This window comes from Allobosea sp. 05T439 (genome assembly GCF_056396005.1).
In genome coordinates, this window is the sequence record NZ_JBFTKP010000013.1 from 56,105 (window position 1) to 72,922 (window position 16,818).

Below are 16,818 nucleotides of genomic sequence, written 5' to 3' on the forward strand. Positions count from 1 at the left end.
CGATTGCCGACTGCTGAATAGTTCGAGGGAGCCTCATGTCCGAACTCACCATCGCCTCATCCCATATCATCGAGCGCTATCTGTCGATGGAACTGGTCCGCGTCACCGAGCGTGCAGCGGTCTCCGCAGCGCGCCTGCGCGGCCATGGCAATGAGAAGGCAGCCGACCAGGCAGCGGTCGATGCCATGCGCCGCGAGCTCAACCGCCTGCCCATCGATGGCGAGATCGTCATCGGCGAGGGCGAGCGCGACGAAGCCCCGATGCTCTTCATCGGCGAGAAGGTCGGCAACCGGCACGGGCCCAAGGTCCACATCGCCGTCGATCCGCTCGAAGGCACGACGCTTTGCGCCAAGGACATGCCCGGCGCCATCGCCGTCATGGCCATGGCTGAAGCCGGCAAGCTGCTTTATGCGCCCGACGTCTACATGGACAAGATCGCGATCGGCCCCGGCTATGCGCAGGGCGTCATCGATCTCGACGCGTCGCCGACCGACAACATCCATGCGCTCGCCAAGGCCAAGGGCGTAAAGCCGCATGAGATCAGCGCACTGGTCATGGACCGTCCGCGCCATGCCAAGCTGATCGAGGAGATCCGCAAGACCGGTGCGTCGATCCGCCTGATCACCGATGGCGACGTCGCCGGCGTGATCTTCTGCACCGAGCCTGCCAAGACCGGCATCGACATCTATATGGGCATTGGCGGCGCGCCCGAGGGCGTGCTGGCGGCGGCTGCGCTGCGCTGCGTCGGCGGCCAGATGCAGGGGCGCCTGATCCTCGACACCGAGGAGAAGCGCAAGCGCGCCCATGGCATGGGCGTCCTGGATCCGAACAAGAAATACGACATGTCCGAAATGGCCTCGGGCGACGTCATCGTGTCTGCCACCGGCGTCACCGACGGCGGCATGCTGTCAGGCGTGAAGTTCGGCAAGGACGTGATCGAGACCGAGACCATCGTCTACCGCTCGATCACCGGCACCGTCCGCCGCATCTATGGCGAGCACCGCGAATTCGGCAAGTTCAAGCTCGATTGAGACGGCGAGGCCGAGCGCCCCGCCAGGACAGGATTTCGAACGACGGCCGGGCATGTCCCGGCCGTTGCTGTTTGGGGGGCAGCTTAGCCGCGCCGCGGGAGCAGGCTCATCCTTGCAGGAACGGCGCCTGGACCATCGGGCCAGATATCGTATCCGGCCGATGATCCAACCTTCCGTGGCTGCATCGGGCTTCCCGAAAACCGAAATCCACTTTTCGGGCCAATGCGTTAGGACGCGATCTCGAGAAAGCGCTGCAGCGTCGGCGAGCTGTTGGCCGCGCGCCAGACTAGGCCGGTTTCGATCTCCGGAGCGGAATCCTGCAGAGGCAGGTAATGCGCCCCGCGCCGGCGCAGGTTGGTCATGGATTGCGGCACCAGCGCGATTCCCATGCCGGCGGCGACGAGCCCGATGATCGTCTGCATCTGGATCGCCTCCTGATGGACGGCAAGGGGCGCGCCATGCTCGGCGAAGTAGCCCGACACGATGTCGTGGAATGCAGGCGCGATATGGCGCGGAAACAGGATGAGCGGCGCGGCCATGATCGCCTCGGCGCGCAAGGTCTCGGCGGTGAAACCCGGGCGGCGGGCCGCGATCCAGGCCTCGGGAACAGCGGCGACCAAGGGCTCGCGCAGGAGCGGGCGATAATTGAGCGTGGCCTGCAGGGCCTTGCGGTCGGGGGCGATGATCATGCCGACGTCGATCTCGTCGGTCAGCACCGCCTCGATCTGGATGTCGCTGGTTGCCTCGCGCAGCGAGACCGCGACATGAGGAAAACTCTGCCGGAACCGGCTGACCATCCCGGGAAGCACGCTGTAATCGGCCGTGCTGACGAAAGCGAGGCGCAGGCTGCCGAGTTCGCCGCGCGAGAGGCGGCGGGCGGTTTCCGGCAACCCCGCGGCCTTGTCGAGAGCGGCACGTGCGTGAGCAAGCCATTCCTGGCCGACGGGCGTCAGGGCGACGCTGCGCTTCGTCCGCACGAAGAGTTGCACGCCCAATTCACTCTCCAGGGCCTGGATCGACTGGCTCAGGGGTGGTTGCGTCATGCCCAGGCGCTCGGCAGCCCGGCCGAAATGCAGCTCTTCTGCGACGGAGAGAAAATGGCGGAGCTGACGGAGGTCCATGGGATCCTCTAATATGCCCTGCGACCTAATGGCGATAGAAAAGTATATTTCTCATTAGATTGGAGTGGCTTTAAAACTGCCTCGTCACCTCTGACTGCCGCCGACCGGGAGCACACGCCCATGCCCTTCAACGAACGTTCCAAGAATATCACCCAGKGCATCGCCCGCTCGCCGAACCGCGCGATGTATTACGCGTTGGGTTACGAGAAGGCCGATTTCGACAAGCCGATGATCGGCATCGCCAACGGGCATTCGACGATCACGCCCTGCAATGCCGGCCTGCAGCCGCTGGCGGACGCCGCGATCGCAGCGATCAAGGCAGCCGGCGGCAATCCGCAGGTATTCGGCACGCCGACGATCTCGGACGGAATGTCGATGGGCACCGAGGGCATGAAATACTCCCTGGTCTCCCGCGAGGTCATTGCCGATTGCGTCGAAACCTCGGTGCAGGGCCAGTGGATGGACGGCGTGCTCGTCCTCGGCGGCTGCGACAAGAACATGCCGGGCGGCATGATCGGCATTCTGCGTGCCAATGCGCCGGCGATCTATGTCTATGGCGGCACCATCAAGCCGGGAAAATGGAAGGGTGAGGATCTGTCGATCGTCTCGGCCTTCGAGGCGGTCGGTGCCTTCATGGCCGGCAAGATGAGCCAGGAGGACTTTGACGGGATCGAGCGCAACGCCTGCCCGACGACCGGTTCCTGCGGCGGAATGTATACCGCAAACACGATGAGCTCTTCGTTCGAAGCGCTCGGCATGTCGCTGCTCTACTCCTCCAACATGGCCAATCCCGATCAGGAGAAGGTCGACAGCACCGCTGAATCGGCCCGCGTTCTGGTCGAGGCGGTGAAGAAGGGCATCAAGCCGCGCGATATCGTCACCAGAAAGTCGATGGAGAACGCGGTCGCGCTGATCATGGCGACCGGCGGTTCGACCAATGCCGTGCTGCATTATCTGGCGATCGCCCACGCCGCCGAGGTGGAGTGGACGCTGGACGATTTCGAGCGCGTTCGCCGCAAGGTTCCGGTGATCTGCGACCTCAAGCCCTCCGGCAAATACATGGCTGTCGATCTGCATCAGGCCGGCGGTGTCCCGCAGGTGCTGAAAGTCCTGCTCACCGCCGGGCTCCTGCATGGCGATTGCCTGACCATCACCGGGCGCACCATGGCGGAAGAGCTGGCCGATGTGCCGGATGTGCCGCGGGCCTCGCAGGAGGTGATCCGCCCGATCAGCGGGGCGCTCTACAAGGAAGGCCACCTCGCCATCCTCAGGGGCAATCTCGCGGAGGGCGGAGCGGTTGCCAAGATCTCGGGTCTGAAGAGCCCCGTCATCAGCGGTCCTGCTCGGGTGTTCGAGGACGAACAATCGGCGATGGAGGCGATCCTTTCCGACAAGATCCGCCCCGGCGACGTTGTGGTCCTGCGCTATCTCGGGCCGAAGGGCGGGCCGGGCATGCCTGAGATGCTGGCTCCGACCTCGGCGATCATCGGCCGTGGCCTCGGCGACAGCGTCGGCCTGATCACGGATGGCCGCTTCTCCGGCGGCACCTGGGGCATGGTCGTGGGCCACGTCACGCCCGAGGCGTTCGAGGGCGGCACGATCGCGCTCGTCCACGAAGGCGACCAGATCACGATCGACGCTCACAAGCTGCTCCTGCAGCTCGATGTCGACGCGGCCGAGATCGAACGCCGGCGGTCTGCCTGGACGCAGCCGGAGCCCCGCTACAAGCGCGGCGTGCTGGCAAAATATTCGGCGCTCGCACGCTCCGCCAGCGAGGGTGCGGTGACGGGATAATTCCGAAGGAGGTTCCGAAGGAACGCCTTTGATGATGGCCGGGCTCGTCCCGGCCATTCTTCATTCAGCCTGCTCGCCGCGTATTCGTGCAATCGCTGAAACGTGTGCCGTCCGAGGGATCCCCGGCCACCTCCTTCGCGCTATGATTGTGGTGTGTTCCGTCGCGGGAGCGTGCCATGCGCCACATCCTACTTCTTGCGGCTTCAGTCCTTCCCCTTGTCACTGTCGCTGTCGACGATGCATCCGCCCAGGGACGATACGGCGGAGGGGGCTTCCATGGCGGCGGCTGGCATGGTGGCATGCGCGCCGGCGGTTGGTACGGGCGGGGCGTCGGGTTCCGGCCTGGAGGGTACGGATATCGCGGCGTCGGCTGGAGAGGCGGCTGGAACCGACCCTATATGCGGGCAGGAAACTACTGGGGCTGGCGTCGCGGCTGGGGTTACTCCCGTTACGGCTATGGCTGGGGCGCGGCCGGTCTCGTTGCCGGCACGGCGATCGCGGCCTCGGCTGCCTACCCGTATTACGGATACGACTATTCGTATCCGTACGAGTCTCCTTATGCTTACTCCTATAGCTACCCTGCCTATTCCACGCCCGTCTCGAGCGATGTCGGCGGCTATTGCGCGACGCCGGTCAGGACCTGCGCGCTGATCGACGCGGGATTGGTCGGCACGGGCTGCTCCTGCCGCGTCTCCGGTGGCCGGGCCCGGGGAACCGTGATCGGCCCTTGATCGCTGACTCGGCTGGCGCTGCGGTTCGCCGTGAGGCCCCGTCTCCGATCGGCGTTCCCGAACAGGAAAACATCACGGAATTTATCCGGACCCATCCGGCCGCATCATCCAAAACCGAACGTTGCGGTGAGGGATGATGCGGCCGATGGCCTAAAGCATCGGCCCGAAAAGTGGATTGCGGTTTTCGGGAAAGCCTATGCAAACGCAGAAGGTTAGATCATCGGACCGGATACGATATCCGGTCCGATGATTTAGCGTGCGATCGGGTTCAGGATTTCTTCTTCTTGCCTGGCTTCTTCGCGGCTGAATCCTTGGCCTTGGCTGGTTTCCCGCCCTTCTTCTTGAACTCCGCATAGAATTCGTCGGCCATGCCAAGCAAGGCGTGGCCGATCCGGGCGTATTCGAACTCGTTCAGATTGGCGAGCGAGACGCGACCTGCCGGTTGCTGCGTGCCGAAACCGCGACCGGGCAGGAGCACGATGCCGGTCTCGTCGGCGATGCGGAAGAGAAGGTCGCCGGCGCTCGCGCGATCCTTCACCCAGGCCGCGAATTCGGGGCCGTGCAGCTTGCGCGCGATGTCTTCGAGATCGAGCAAGGTGTAGTAGTCGACGGCATTCGGCCCGGTTTCAGGCGGAAGCCCGAGCTCGCGGTAGAGCGCCGCTTCGCGCCGCCTGATCAGCGTCTTGAGTTCGGTCTTGTAGTTATCGCCCTCGTCCATCAGCGCGAAGAGCGAGAACAGCACCATCTGCACCTGCTGCGGCGTCGACAGGCCGGCCGTGTGGTTGAGTGCAACGGTGCGGCTGTCGGCGACGAGCCGATCGATGAACTTGAACGAACGCACATCGGGAAGCAGCGAGCCGTAGCGCTTGTCGAGCGCGACCTTGGTGGACTCTGGCAAGGCTGCGAGCTGATCGTCGAAGATGTTCTGCTTGTGCGTCGCGATCACGCCGAGCCGCCAGCCGGTCGCACCGAAATATTTCGAGAACGAGTAGACCAGCATGGTGTTCTGCGGGCAGATCGCAAAGAGCGAGCGGAAATTATCGGCGAAGGTCCCATAGACATCGTCGGTGAGGATGGTGAGGTCGGGCTGGTGATCCCGAACGATGCGCGCGACCGTATCCAGGCTACGGTCGTCCATCTTGACGGAAGGCGGGTTGCTCGGGTTGACGCAGAAGAACACCTTGATCGCCGGGTCCTTGAGCTTCTCGAGCTCCTTGTCCGGGTATTGCCAGTCCTGCTTGGGGTCGGCGTTGATCGCGACTTCTTCCAGCCCGTATTCGTCGAGTTCCGGGATCTCGATATAGGGTGTGAACACGGGCAGGCCGATGGCGACCTTGTCGCCGCGCTTGAGCAGGCCGTTCTGCTTCAGCGTGTTGAAGATATAGGTCATCGCGGCGGTTCCGCCTTCGACGGCAAAGAGATCGATGCTCGCCGCCGGCAGGAAGCCGCCGATCATCTCCTTGACGATGTATTGCCGGACGATGTCCTCGCTGACCTTCAGCATCCGCGGCGGCACGGGGTAATTGCTGCCCAGGATGCCTTCGACCATCTCATGCAGGAAATCCGAGGCTGAAAGACCGAGCTGGTCGCGGACATAGCTCAGCGCGCGCCCGAGGAAGACGACGCCCTGCTGATCGCGATGCTCGGCCGTGAAGCGCTCGAAGCGGCCCTCGATGCCCGCGATCTTGGGCAACCCGCCAACGCCGTTCTGCATGTAGGAATAGCTGAGTTCCGCTTCTGCGACGGCGAACAGGCCGAGGCGGAAGAAGGCCCGTCGCGGTAGCGTCGCCAGGAAGTTCGGATTGCCGCGCCCGGCATTCAGCATCAGCCGGTTTTCCCTGCTGGAGGCGAGCTTGATCAGCTCGTCCTTCAGCTCGAAGGGGCTCAGCTTGGCATATTGCGAATAGTCGATGGTCATGGGGCGTCTCCGGCTGGTTCAGGCAAAGGCGACGACGAGGGGACCTAGCAGGGTGAGGAACACGTTCGCCAGCGCGTAGGTGATGGCGAAGGGCGTGGTCGGTATGGAGTTGCCGGCCTTGTCGAGCACCTCGCCAAAGGCGGGATTGGCGCTGCGCGAGCCGGAAAGGGCACCGGCGAAAATGGCCGTGTTGTCGTAGCGAAGGATGTAGCGGCCAACCAGCATGGTGATGATCAGCGGCAGGATCGTCACGATGACCCCGGCGATGAAGATCGAGACGCCGCTTTGTAGGACCGTGCTGACCGCCTGCAGGCCCGATTGCAGCCCGACGACCGCGACGAACCCGGCGAGGCCGAGATCCCGCAGCAGGGTCGAGGCCGGCGTCGGCATGTTGCCGACCGTCAGGTTGCGACTGCGATACCAACCGAAGGCGAGGCCGGAGAGCAGGGCGCCGCCGCCGCTGCCGAGCGTCAGCGGGATCGAGCCGATGCGAACGACCAGAAGACCGATCAGCAGGCCGACGACGAGGCCGAAGCCGTGGAAGACGAAATCCGTCTTGTCGCTGGGCAGGATGATGCTGCCGACGATCCGTGCCATGCGCTGCACATCGTCCGACGTGCCGTAGAGGGTGACGACGTCGCCAGGCTCGATCATCGTGTCGCCTTTCAGGACGATCGGCTTGCCGGCCCGCTTGACCTCGATGACATAGATGCCGTGGCGGAGCTGCCCCGCGGTGGCCGCATTGATTTCGGCGACTGTCTTGCGCACGAAATCGGGATTGGTGATCGCGACGTCGCGCGTGACGACGATGACATCCATGCCTTCCGAGGATTGCAGCTCGGCCCCCAACTTGGGAGCCAGCCCGACGACGCCGACCCGTCGGCCGATGACGAGGACGATGTCGCCGGCCGTCAGCGGCAATGAAGGCTGCACCGCAATCAAGGCGCCGCCGCGCTTGACGCGTTCGATGCTGACGGGGGACGGGGCGCTCGCCTCCAGGTCTTCGACGGTCTTGCCGGCTCCGGCCTCGATGCGGAAGATCCGTCCGACGAGATCGGGAGCAGCGGCATGTTCGCCGGCTCCATAAATCTTGGCGCCGGCCAGAAGCTCGGTCTCGGCCTTGATCGCGTCGTCGCGGATGGTCCGTCCCATCAGCCAGGGCAGGACGTTGACGCAGACGATGATCGCGCCGAACGAGCCGAAGATATAGGTGACGGCGTAGCCGACCGCGACATTGCCTTGCAGGCGCTGCACCTCTTCCGCTGCGAGGCCGAGCTTTCCGATGGCGGCGCTCGCGGTGCCGATGATGGCCGACTGGGTCAGGCCACCGGCCGCAATGCCGGCTGCGAGGCCCTTATCCAGCCCCATCACCCGCGCCAGCACGACGACGGTCGCTAGGCCGCTGAGGGCGAGGACCGCCGCCATGACGATCTCGCGGATCGATTGGCGGCCGAGCGAGCGGAAGAATTGCGGCCCGCTTTCGAAACCGACCGCGTAGATGAACAGGGCGAAGAGGACCGATTTGATGCCGTTGTCGATGGAGACGCCGACCTGGCTGATCACGACCGCCACAAGCAGAGAGCCGGCGACACCGCCGAGCTGGAATTTCCCGAACTGGAACTTGCCGATCCAGTATCCGATCGCCAGCGACAAGAAGAGTGCGATCTCGGGGGATTGGTTCAGGACAGAGTGAACCCAGGACACGGAGCCTCCTTGGTATCGACAAAGTCTTCCGCTGAGGAACTTCGCAGCTTCGGCTACGGTTGCAAGCTAAAAGTGCCGGAACGGCATGAGGGCCCTGCATCTGCCCTATGTTTGCGGAACGACATGTCTAAAAAGCGAGGAATGTCGCTGTTCTTCTCGCTTTTCTCTAAATTTGGCCGGGACGCTGCTGTCTCATGTCGCTCAGGGCGAGGTCGCCGGCGCTACTCAGCGAACCGCGCGCGCTGCTTCCTGTCCGGCAATCCTGCCCGAGAACAGGCAGCCGCCAAGGAAGGTTCCTTCGAGTGCACGATAGCCGTGTAGTCCGCCACCGCCGAACCCGGCCGCTTCGCCAGCCGCATAGAGGCCGGCTAGAGGCGATCCATCGTCTCCGAGCACGCGCGAAGACAGGTCGGTCAAAAGCCCGCCCAGCGATTTGCGCGTCAGGATGTTGAGGCGCACAGCAATCAACGGGCCGTGCCGTGGATCGAGGATCCGGTGCGGCCTTGCGGTTCGGATCAACCGGTCGCCGATATAGGCGCGTGCGCCGCGCAGAGCCGTCAGCTGCAGGTCCTTGCCGAAGGCGCTGTTGGCCTCGCGGTCGCGTGCTTCGATCTCGGCGCGAAGACGCGCCTCGTCGATCAGGTTGTCGCCCGTCRGGGCATTCATGCGCGCGACGAGGCGCGAAAACTCCGCCTCGACGATGAAATCCTCGCCCTTGTCCATGAACGCCTGAACCGGACCCGGAATGCCGGCAGTGGCGCGCTCGATCACCTTGCGCCAGCTCTTGCCGGTAAGGTCGGGATTCTGCTCCGAACCGGAAAGCGCGAATTCCTTGGCGATGATGCTCCGGTCGAGCACGAACCAGGAATAGTCGAAGCCGGTCTTCATGATGTGCTCGAGCGTTCCGAGCGTGTCGAAGCCGGGAAAGAGCGGCACAGGCAGTCGGTTGCCGCGCGCGTCGAACCAGAACGGGGAGGGGCCGGGCAAGATGCGGATGCCGTGCTTCGGCCAGACCGGGCTCCAGTTCCGGATGCCCTCGACATAGTGCCACATCCGGTCGCCATTGATCAGGCGCGCGCCGGCCGCTTCGGTGACCCCGAGCATCTTGCCGTCGACATGCTCCGGTACGCCCGACAGCAGGCGCTTCGGCGGCGTACCCAGTCGCGCAGGCCAGTGTCGCCGCACGAGGTCATGATTGCCGCCGATGCCACCCGAACAGACGATCACGGCCTGGGCCTTCAGCGCGAACCGGCCCACGATGCCGCGGGAACTCGCCTCTCCGCGTCCGACCCCGCTCGTCTCCAGGATTTCGCCCTCGACGCCGTCGATCGCGCCTGCACTCTTCGTCAGCCCGGTGACGCGATGGCGGAAGCGCAGCGAAGCCAGCCCGCTTGCCGCAGCCTCGCGCACGCGTCGAAGGAAGGGTTCGAGCAGACCGGGGCCGGTGCCCCAGGTGACGTGGAAACGCGGCACCGAATTGCCATGCCCGGTTGCGAGATAGCCGCCGCGCTCGGCCCAGCCGACGATGGGAAACCAGCGGATGCCCTGGCGGTGCAGCCAGCTGCGCTTCTCGCCGGCTGCGAAATMGACATAGGCTTTTGCCCAGCGCCGCGGCCACTCGTCCTCGTCGCGATCGAAGCCGGCCGAGCCGAACCAATCCTGCAGTGCAAGCTCACGTGAGTCGTGGATCCGCAACCGGCGCTGCTCCGGCGAATCGACCAGGAAGAGCCCGCCAAAGGACCAGAAGGCCTGCCCGCCGAGCGACTGTTCCGGCTCCTGGTCGAGCAGGATGACCCTGCGCCCGGCATCGGCAAGCTCTGCCGTGGCGACGAGGCCGGCGAGGCCTGCCCCTATGACGATGACATCTGCATCGAGCGGCATGATCAGCCCCTTCGCCAGGCCATTTCCCCCGCAACCACTATGGCGACACCGTCTGCGGCGACAAGGCGGCCCGGCCCCGGTTGACGAATGGCCCGGGCTGCGCGAACCCCTTGGGTATGAATATGATTGCCCAGCGCCCTTTTCTCGGTGTCACCAGCTCGGCGCTCGGCCGCATCTGGCGTGATCGGCTCGATGCCGCAGGGCTCGGCCGTGCCGAGGCCCTCTCGCAGGTCGAAGGGCTCCCCGATATCGTGGCACGCGTGCTTGCCGGACGCGGCGTCGAGGCTGCCGATGCCATGCGCTATCTCGAGCCGAAGCTGCGCGATCTCCTGCCCGACCCCTCGACCCTGGTCGGCATGGATGCGGCTGCCGCGCGCCTGGCAAGCGCGGTTGCAACACGAGAGGCCGTCGCGATCTTCGGGGACTACGACGTCGACGGCGCCTGTTCCTCCGCCCTGCTGGCGGGTTTTCTGCGCGATGCCGGCGCCCGGCCGCGCATTCACATTCCGGACCGGCTGATCGAGGGGTACGGCCCCAACAGCGAAGCCATCCGCATGCTGGCCGCCGAGGGGGCGACGCTGCTCGTCACGGTCGATTGCGGCACGACCAGCCATGAACCGCTGGCAGAAGCGCGCCGGCTCGGCCTGGATGTCGTCGTGCTCGACCATCACCAGGCGCCTGAACAGCTTCCGCAGGTCGAGGCGCTGGTGAATCCGAACCGGCAGGACGATCTCTCGGGGCTCGGCCATCTCTGCGCCGCCGGGGTCGTTTTCCTGACGCTGGTCGCGACCGCCCGAGAACTGCGTCGGCAGGGCTTCTGGGCGCAGCGTGGCGCCGAGCCGGATCTGCTCGCCTCGCTTGATCTCGTCGCACTTGCGACCGTTGCCGATGTCGTGCCGCTCAAGGGGTTGAACCGCGCCTTCGTCCGGCAGGGCATCGCGATGCTGCGCGGCCGCACGCGGGCGGGCCTCGCAGCCTTGCTCGACGTCGCCGGGCTCGATGGCCCTGTTCAGCCCTGGCATCTCGGGTTCCTGCTCGGGCCGCGCATTAATGCGGGTGGACGCATTGGCGATGCCGGCCTTGGCGCGCGGCTGCTGATGACTGCCGACGAGATCGAGGCGCGCAGCATCGCCGCCGAACTTAACCGCCTGAATCAGGAGCGGCAGGAGATCGAGAAGCTCGCCGTCGAGGAGGCGGTGGCGCAGGCCGAGTACGCCTTGACGAAAGCTGAGGACCTGCCGGTCCTGCTGGCGCGTTCGGCCGACTGGCATCCCGGCATCGTCGGTCTCGTCGCGGCGCGCCTCAAGGAGCGTTTTCGCCGCCCAGCCTTTGCGCTGGCGCAGAACGGGGAGGGCGGCGCGACCGGCTCGGGCCGTTCGGTCGCCGGCGTCGATCTCGGCCGCGCCGTCAGGCAGGCGGTGGACGCGGGGCTTGCGGTGAAAGGCGGCGGCCACGCCATGGCGGCCGGCGTCACGCTGGCCCCGGGGCAGGATACGGCCTTCCATGCCTTTCTCGCCGAACGTCTCGCTCCGGAGGTCGCCCAGGCGCGCGAATCGGAATCGCTGCTCGTCGATGCGGCGATGAGCGCGGGCGGCGCCAATCCCCGCCTGCTGGCGGAAATCGAGAAGGCCGGCCCCTATGGCGCCGGCTGCCCCGAGCCCGTCTTCGTCTTTCCCTCGCATCGCCTGGTCGATGCAGTCGAGATCGGCAGCGGCGGCCATGTCAGGATCAAGCTCCGCAGCGGCGATGGCGCCACGATCGGCGGTATTGCCTTCCGCGTGGCCCAGGAACCGCTGGGCCGTGCGCTACTGGCCGCACGCGGCGAAAGCGTGCATCTGGCCGCAAGCCTCACCCTCAACCGCTGGGGCGGCAAGGAAACCGTGGAAGTGCGGGTGATCGATCTTGCCCGGGTGGTGTGAGCCCATCTGGCCTGTGCATGACTGCTATCTGGCGTCGAGAATTTGCCAAACTCAGGCTTGCCGATCCGGGAATGTCGCACTATAGCTCGCCCCGCTTCCGATGGGTTGCAACGAATTGCAACCGAAGCCTTGCGGCCTTCGTCTATCGGTTAGGACACCAGCCTTTCACGCTGGGGAGACGGGTTCGACTCCCGTAGGCCGCGCCACACTCCTTATGGGGTGTTAAATATCTGAAAAATCGGGATATTCGCTGAAGGGCGGCCGGGACGTGCCTACGATGCCCCCTTGCACCGTGCTGCAGAGGCATCGTGTCAGGTCGCCGACGCAGCGCGTGGGCAGCAGGAGAGGGCCGTGCCGTCGCTTCCCCTTCGTGAGACGATTCTATTGTTGATMTCAGATACGAGCCACTGAGCCCGTCCTCGTGACCATCGGCTCGTCGCCGGGAACGAACGGCGTCATCTCCCCAGGCGGACGAGCCGACCGCGGGGGATGACGACGCGGGTGCAGCTTGCCGCTGTCAGGCTTCGATGGCGCATCCCAGGCGGGCAAGAGTTGCATCGATCCAACTCCGATCGTCCTTGCCCTCTTTGATCGCCAGCATCTTCTTTTCTTCCGCCTCGTGCTTCTTGCGCGCGGCTTCATAGATCGCGTCGGCGTGGTCGAAGGGCACACAGAGAATGCCGTCGTCATCGCCAATGACGAGATCGCCGGGCTCGATCACCATGCCCTCGATCGAGATCGGAACGTTGATCTCGCCCGGCCCGTCCTTGTAGGGGCCGCGATGGCTGATGCCCGCTGCGAAGATCGGCAGGTCGTTCTCGCGGATCCAGGCGGCATCGCGCACTGCTCCGTGGAGCACGATGCCGGCGATGCCACGCGTCTGCGCATGCGAGATCATGAGTTCGCCGATCAGCGAGTTCGTGAGATCGCCACCCGCATCCACGACGATGACGTCACCTGGGGCGGCGAGATCGAGCGCCTTGTGGATCATCAGGTTGTCGCCGGGGCGTGTCTTGACGGTGATGGCCGGCCCGGCCATGACGCCGCCGCGATGAAGCGGGCGAAGCGAAGCGCCGCCCGCCGTCATCCGCGACATCGAATCGCTGACATTGGCCACCGGCAACGCGCGGAAACGCGCGATGAGTCTGCTGTCGACCTGGCGGCGACGCTTGAGAATCCGAAATCCGAGCATGAGCTATCCTTTGCTGTCTGCGCCAGCCAGCCGGGGTCGAGATGCATCCGTGGTGGCGCCGAGGGATTGCCCCGTTTGGGGCAATGACGGGCGAGGCCGGCTCGATCACGCTGCGTTTGGACGAAATCGTCAAAACGCAGAAAACGTGATCGAATCTAATAGTTTAGAGCATGCTTGGTGCGAAGAGCCGTTGCCACTTTTCGCAGCATGCTCTATGTCGCGCCGGCCTCTTCGCGGTCGACGCGCTCCTTGCCCCGGCGGATCGCGGGCAGGACCATGCTGCCGAGAAGCAGCATCGTCACGATGAGGAAGCCGAGGCTGATCGGGCTGGTGAGGAAGACCGTGAAATCGCCTTGCGACAGGAGCAGAGCGCGACGGATGCTCTCTTCCATCAGGGGGCCGAGCACGAAGCCGAGCACCAGGGGCGCAGGCGGGCAGTCGAGCTTGGCCAGAACGTAGCCGAGCACGCCGATGCCGGCACAGAGATAGACGTCGATCGCGCTGCCGTTGATGCTGTAATTGCCGACCGCGCAGAACATGATGATCRACGGGAAGAGCCAGCGATAAGGCACGCTCAGCAGCCGCACCCAGATTCCAACCAGCGGCAGGTTGAGCGCCACCAGCATGACGTTTCCGATGAACATGCTGGCGATGACGCCCCAGAACAGCTCCGGGTTGCGGGTCATGACCGTCGGTCCCGGCTGGACGCCGTTCATCACGAGCGCGCCGAGGATCAGCGCCATCGTGGCGCTTCCGGGAATTCCCAGCGTGAGCGTCGGTATGAAGGCCGTCTGGGCGGCGGCATTGTTCGCAGCCTCGGGAGCCGCGACGCCCTCGATCGCACCCTGACCGAAGCGCGAGGGATCCCGTGCCAGCTTCTTCTCGAGCATATAGGCCGAGAAGGACGAGATTGAAGGACCGGTACCCGGCAGGATGCCGAAGAACGAACCGATCGCGGTTCCGCGCAGGGTCGGCAGGGTGATCGCCTTCAGATCGGACAGGCTTGGCATAAGTCCGGCGATATTCGCCTTGAAGATGCCGCGCTCTTCTTTTTGCTCCAGATTCATCACGACTTCCGACAAGGCGAATATGCCGACCGCCAGAACCGTGAAGCCGATGCCGTCGGCAAGTTCGGGCAGGCCGAACGTGTATCGTTCCATGCCCGAGTTCACGTCAGTGCCGATAAGGCCGAGGAGCAGGCCCACGACAACCATGGCAAGCGCCTTGAGCATGTCGCCATGCGACAGCACCGATGCCGAAACGAGCCCCATCACCATCAGCGAGAAATACTCAGGCGCGCCGAACTGCAGCGCCCATCCCGCGAGCGGCGTACCGAGCAGCACGATCAGCAGCGTGCCGATGCAGCCGGCAACGAAGGACGAAATCGCAGCCGTGGCGAGAGCTGCCCCGGCCCGGCCGTTCCGAGCCATCTGGTAGCCGTCGAGACATGTCACGGCCGACGAGGTTTCACCCGGCAGGTTGACGAGGATGGCGGTGGTGGAGCCGCCATACTGGGCGCCATAATAGATGCCCGACAGCATGATCAGCGCCGAGACCGGGGGGAGCCCGAAGGTTATCGGCAGCAGCATCGAGATCGTGACCAGCGGCCCGACCCCGGGCAGCACGCCGATCAGCGTTCCGAGCGCGACGCCCAGAAGGCAATAGGTCAGGTTCTGGACCGTCATGGCGACGCCGAACCCGAGCGCGAAATGTTCGAGCATCTCCATGGCTCAGAAATTCCAGGCGAAGAGCGGATAGGGCAGCTTCAGGCCCCAGATGAAGACGATCACGGCGAAAGAGCTCATCACGGCGGTCAGCACGAAGACTTCGCGCAGCCTGAACTCGTTGCCGGCATAGGCCGCGACCAGGAACATGAGCGCCAGCGCGGGCAGGAACCCAAGGCGCTCGATCGTGAAGCCGAACAGCACCATGGCCAGGGTCAGCAGGAAAAGCGGAGCCCAGGACCATGGACCGGCCAGGTTTCCGCCCTGCCTCAATCCCTTGATCAGGATGGCGACGCCGAACGCGATCAGCAGGCCGCTCAGGATTTTTGGGAAATAGCCCGGCCCCATCCGCACCGTGCTGCCGAAGCGGTAATCGAGCGAGATATGGAGCGCGATCGAACCCAGGCCCATGAACAGCAGCCCGGACAGGACATCCTTGTTTCTCATCACATCCGATTTCATCAGGATCTCCATGCTCCGGCATCGGGGTCGCAACGAGCGGGCTTTCGGGGCCACGCCTTGGCGCAAACCCGGCAGCCAAAGGCCTCATTCCCGGATGGTCCCGGCCCTATATTGCCGGGCGAGCCAATCCGAGGATCTTGGTCTGGCTGCAGAGTGTCACGGCAGTTCAGGCCCGACCTTCAGGACCTCGCAATGGCTGCTTCACCGCGCCGATTGCGACCTGCCAGCCCTGAACACCGGAACAGGCGCTGATCGATGCCGCAGTGAGCCGCCTTTCGGGCAGGCGCCCGAGAGTGCAGGCGGCGCCGGCAATCCCGAGCGCAAGGCAATGGCCGCCGCCAACCCGGCCCTAGTCGTCAGCCTTGACGTCGGCGGTTTTGATGACCGCGGTCCATTTCGGCACGTCCGATTTGATCAGGGCGGAGAACTCCTGTGCGGTGCCGCCGATCGCCTCGGCGCCAGCCGCCCTGAGCTTCTCCTTCGTGTCCGGCATCTGCAGGATCTTGTTGATCTCGGTGTTCAGGCGCGCGACGATCGCGTGAGGCGTGCCGGCGGGGGCGGCCACGCCCCACCATGTCACGGCCTCAGAATCCTTGACGCCAAGCTCCTCGAAGGTCGGAACCTCCGGCAGGTCGGAGCTGCGGGCCTTCGCGAAGATCGCGAGCGGGCGCATCGTGCCCTCCTTGATATGAGACATCGCCGAGGGCACCGAGGCGACATAGACGTCGACGCGCCCGCCGAGGAGATCGGGAACGGCCTGCCCTGTGCCCTTGTAGGGCACGTGCAGGAACTTCACCGCAGTCCGCTGCTGCAGCAACTCGCCGGCAAGATGCGAGCTGGTTCCGACGCCGGGCGTCGCGAACTTAATGGCGTTGGGCTTGTCCTTTGCTGTGTTCAGGAGATCCCTGACCGACTTGATCGGCGAATCCTTGGCGACGACCATCACCTGCGGCGCCGACGCGGTGAGCGCGATCGGGGTGAAATCCGCGATCGGGTCGTAGTTCGCCTTTCCGAGGATTGGGTTGATGACCATGTTGGCGTTCTGCGCCAGCACGATCGTATAGCCGTCGGGCTTGGCCTTGCCGGCCAGGCCCAGGCCGACGCTGCCGCCGCTGCCGGGCTTGTTCTCGGGCACCACCGTCCAGCCGGTCGTTTCGCTGAGCTTGGCCGCCACGACCCTGGCCACGACATCGGTCCCGCCGCCGGGAGGAAATGGCACGATCATCCGGATGGCCTTGTCCGGATATTGCTGCGCATGCGCCACCGACGTCAGCGCCGATAGCGCCAGTCCCGCGAGGGCTTTGTAGGCAATCCTCATGTTCGTCTCCTCCCGGTTGTTTC

12 protein-coding genes and 1 tRNA gene are annotated in these 16,818 nt (G+C 64.9%); 5 read left to right on the plus strand and 8 right to left on the minus strand.

The window, feature by feature from the left end; all coding sequences use genetic code 11:
* Window positions 1–35: 35 nt before the first annotated feature.
* A complete protein-coding gene (gene glpX / locus AC1DIO_RS16830) occupies window positions 36–1,031 on the plus strand; it encodes a class II fructose-bisphosphatase (RefSeq protein WP_069881040.1) in 996 nt (331 codons plus the stop codon).
* Between the two features lie 227 nt (window positions 1,032–1,258).
* Here glpX and AC1DIO_RS16835 read toward each other — a convergent pair whose 3' ends face one another.
* The gene (locus AC1DIO_RS16835) at window positions 1,259–2,152 is read right to left on the minus strand and encodes a LysR family transcriptional regulator (protein ID WP_476776360.1); all 894 of its coding nucleotides are present in this window, start codon (window positions 2,150–2,152) and stop codon (window positions 1,259–1,261) included.
* Window positions 2,153–2,272: 120 nt separating this feature from the next.
* On the opposite strand from AC1DIO_RS16835, the gene ilvD reads away from it, so the two are divergent.
* Window positions 2,273–3,946, plus strand: a complete 1,674-nt coding sequence (gene ilvD, locus AC1DIO_RS16840; protein WP_476853719.1) for a dihydroxy-acid dehydratase — start codon at window positions 2,273–2,275, stop codon at window positions 3,944–3,946.
* Between the two features lie 176 nt (window positions 3,947–4,122).
* Window positions 4,123–4,677 carry a hypothetical protein gene (locus tag AC1DIO_RS16845; protein ID WP_441490920.1) on the plus strand — a complete coding sequence of 185 codons (555 nt, stop codon included), beginning with the start codon at window positions 4,123–4,125 and terminating at the stop codon, window positions 4,675–4,677.
* Between the two features lie 268 nt (window positions 4,678–4,945).
* Here the strand turns inward: AC1DIO_RS16845 and AC1DIO_RS16850 are convergent, their stop codons facing one another.
* From AC1DIO_RS16850 to AC1DIO_RS16860, 3 genes are all read right to left on the minus strand, one after another.
* Window positions 4,946–6,595, minus strand: a complete 1,650-nt coding sequence (locus tag AC1DIO_RS16850) for a bifunctional aspartate transaminase/aspartate 4-decarboxylase (protein ID WP_476853720.1) — start codon at window positions 6,593–6,595, stop codon at window positions 4,946–4,948.
* Window positions 6,596–6,613: 18 nt separating this feature from the next.
* Window positions 6,614–8,299, minus strand: coding sequence for an aspartate-alanine antiporter (aspT, locus tag AC1DIO_RS16855; protein WP_476776362.1), 1,686 nt, complete (start codon window positions 8,297–8,299; stop codon window positions 6,614–6,616).
* Window positions 8,300–8,524: 225 nt separating this feature from the next.
* Entirely contained in the window at window positions 8,525–10,180 is a 1,656-nt protein-coding gene (locus AC1DIO_RS16860; RefSeq protein ID WP_476853721.1) for an FAD-binding dehydrogenase, read from the minus strand.
* A gap of 116 nt (window positions 10,181–10,296) precedes the next feature.
* On the opposite strand from AC1DIO_RS16860, the gene recJ reads away from it, so the two are divergent.
* Window positions 10,297–12,099 (plus strand): single-stranded-DNA-specific exonuclease RecJ, encoded by a 1,803-nt coding sequence (recJ, locus tag AC1DIO_RS16865; protein WP_476776364.1) that lies wholly within the window; start codon window positions 10,297–10,299, stop codon window positions 12,097–12,099.
* Between the two features lie 131 nt (window positions 12,100–12,230).
* Window positions 12,231–12,305, plus strand: a tRNA-Glu gene (locus AC1DIO_RS16870).
* A gap of 311 nt (window positions 12,306–12,616) precedes the next feature.
* Here the strand turns inward: AC1DIO_RS16870 and AC1DIO_RS16875 are convergent.
* The 4 genes from AC1DIO_RS16875 to AC1DIO_RS16890 form a co-directional block, all read right to left on the minus strand.
* Complete coding sequence (locus AC1DIO_RS16875) at window positions 12,617–13,291, minus strand: RraA family protein (RefSeq protein ID WP_476853722.1); 675 nt, start codon at window positions 13,289–13,291, stop codon at window positions 12,617–12,619.
* A gap of 212 nt (window positions 13,292–13,503) precedes the next feature.
* The gene (locus AC1DIO_RS16880; protein ID WP_476853723.1) at window positions 13,504–15,018 is read right to left on the minus strand and encodes a tripartite tricarboxylate transporter permease; all 1,515 of its coding nucleotides are present in this window, start codon (window positions 15,016–15,018) and stop codon (window positions 13,504–13,506) included.
* A gap of 3 nt (window positions 15,019–15,021) precedes the next feature.
* Entirely contained in the window at window positions 15,022–15,477 is a 456-nt protein-coding gene (locus AC1DIO_RS16885; protein ID WP_441490913.1) for a tripartite tricarboxylate transporter TctB family protein, read from the minus strand.
* Between the two features lie 349 nt (window positions 15,478–15,826).
* Complete coding sequence (locus tag AC1DIO_RS16890) at window positions 15,827–16,795, minus strand: Bug family tripartite tricarboxylate transporter substrate binding protein (RefSeq protein ID WP_441490912.1); 969 nt, start codon at window positions 16,793–16,795, stop codon at window positions 15,827–15,829.
* Window positions 16,796–16,818 lie beyond the last annotated feature (23 nt).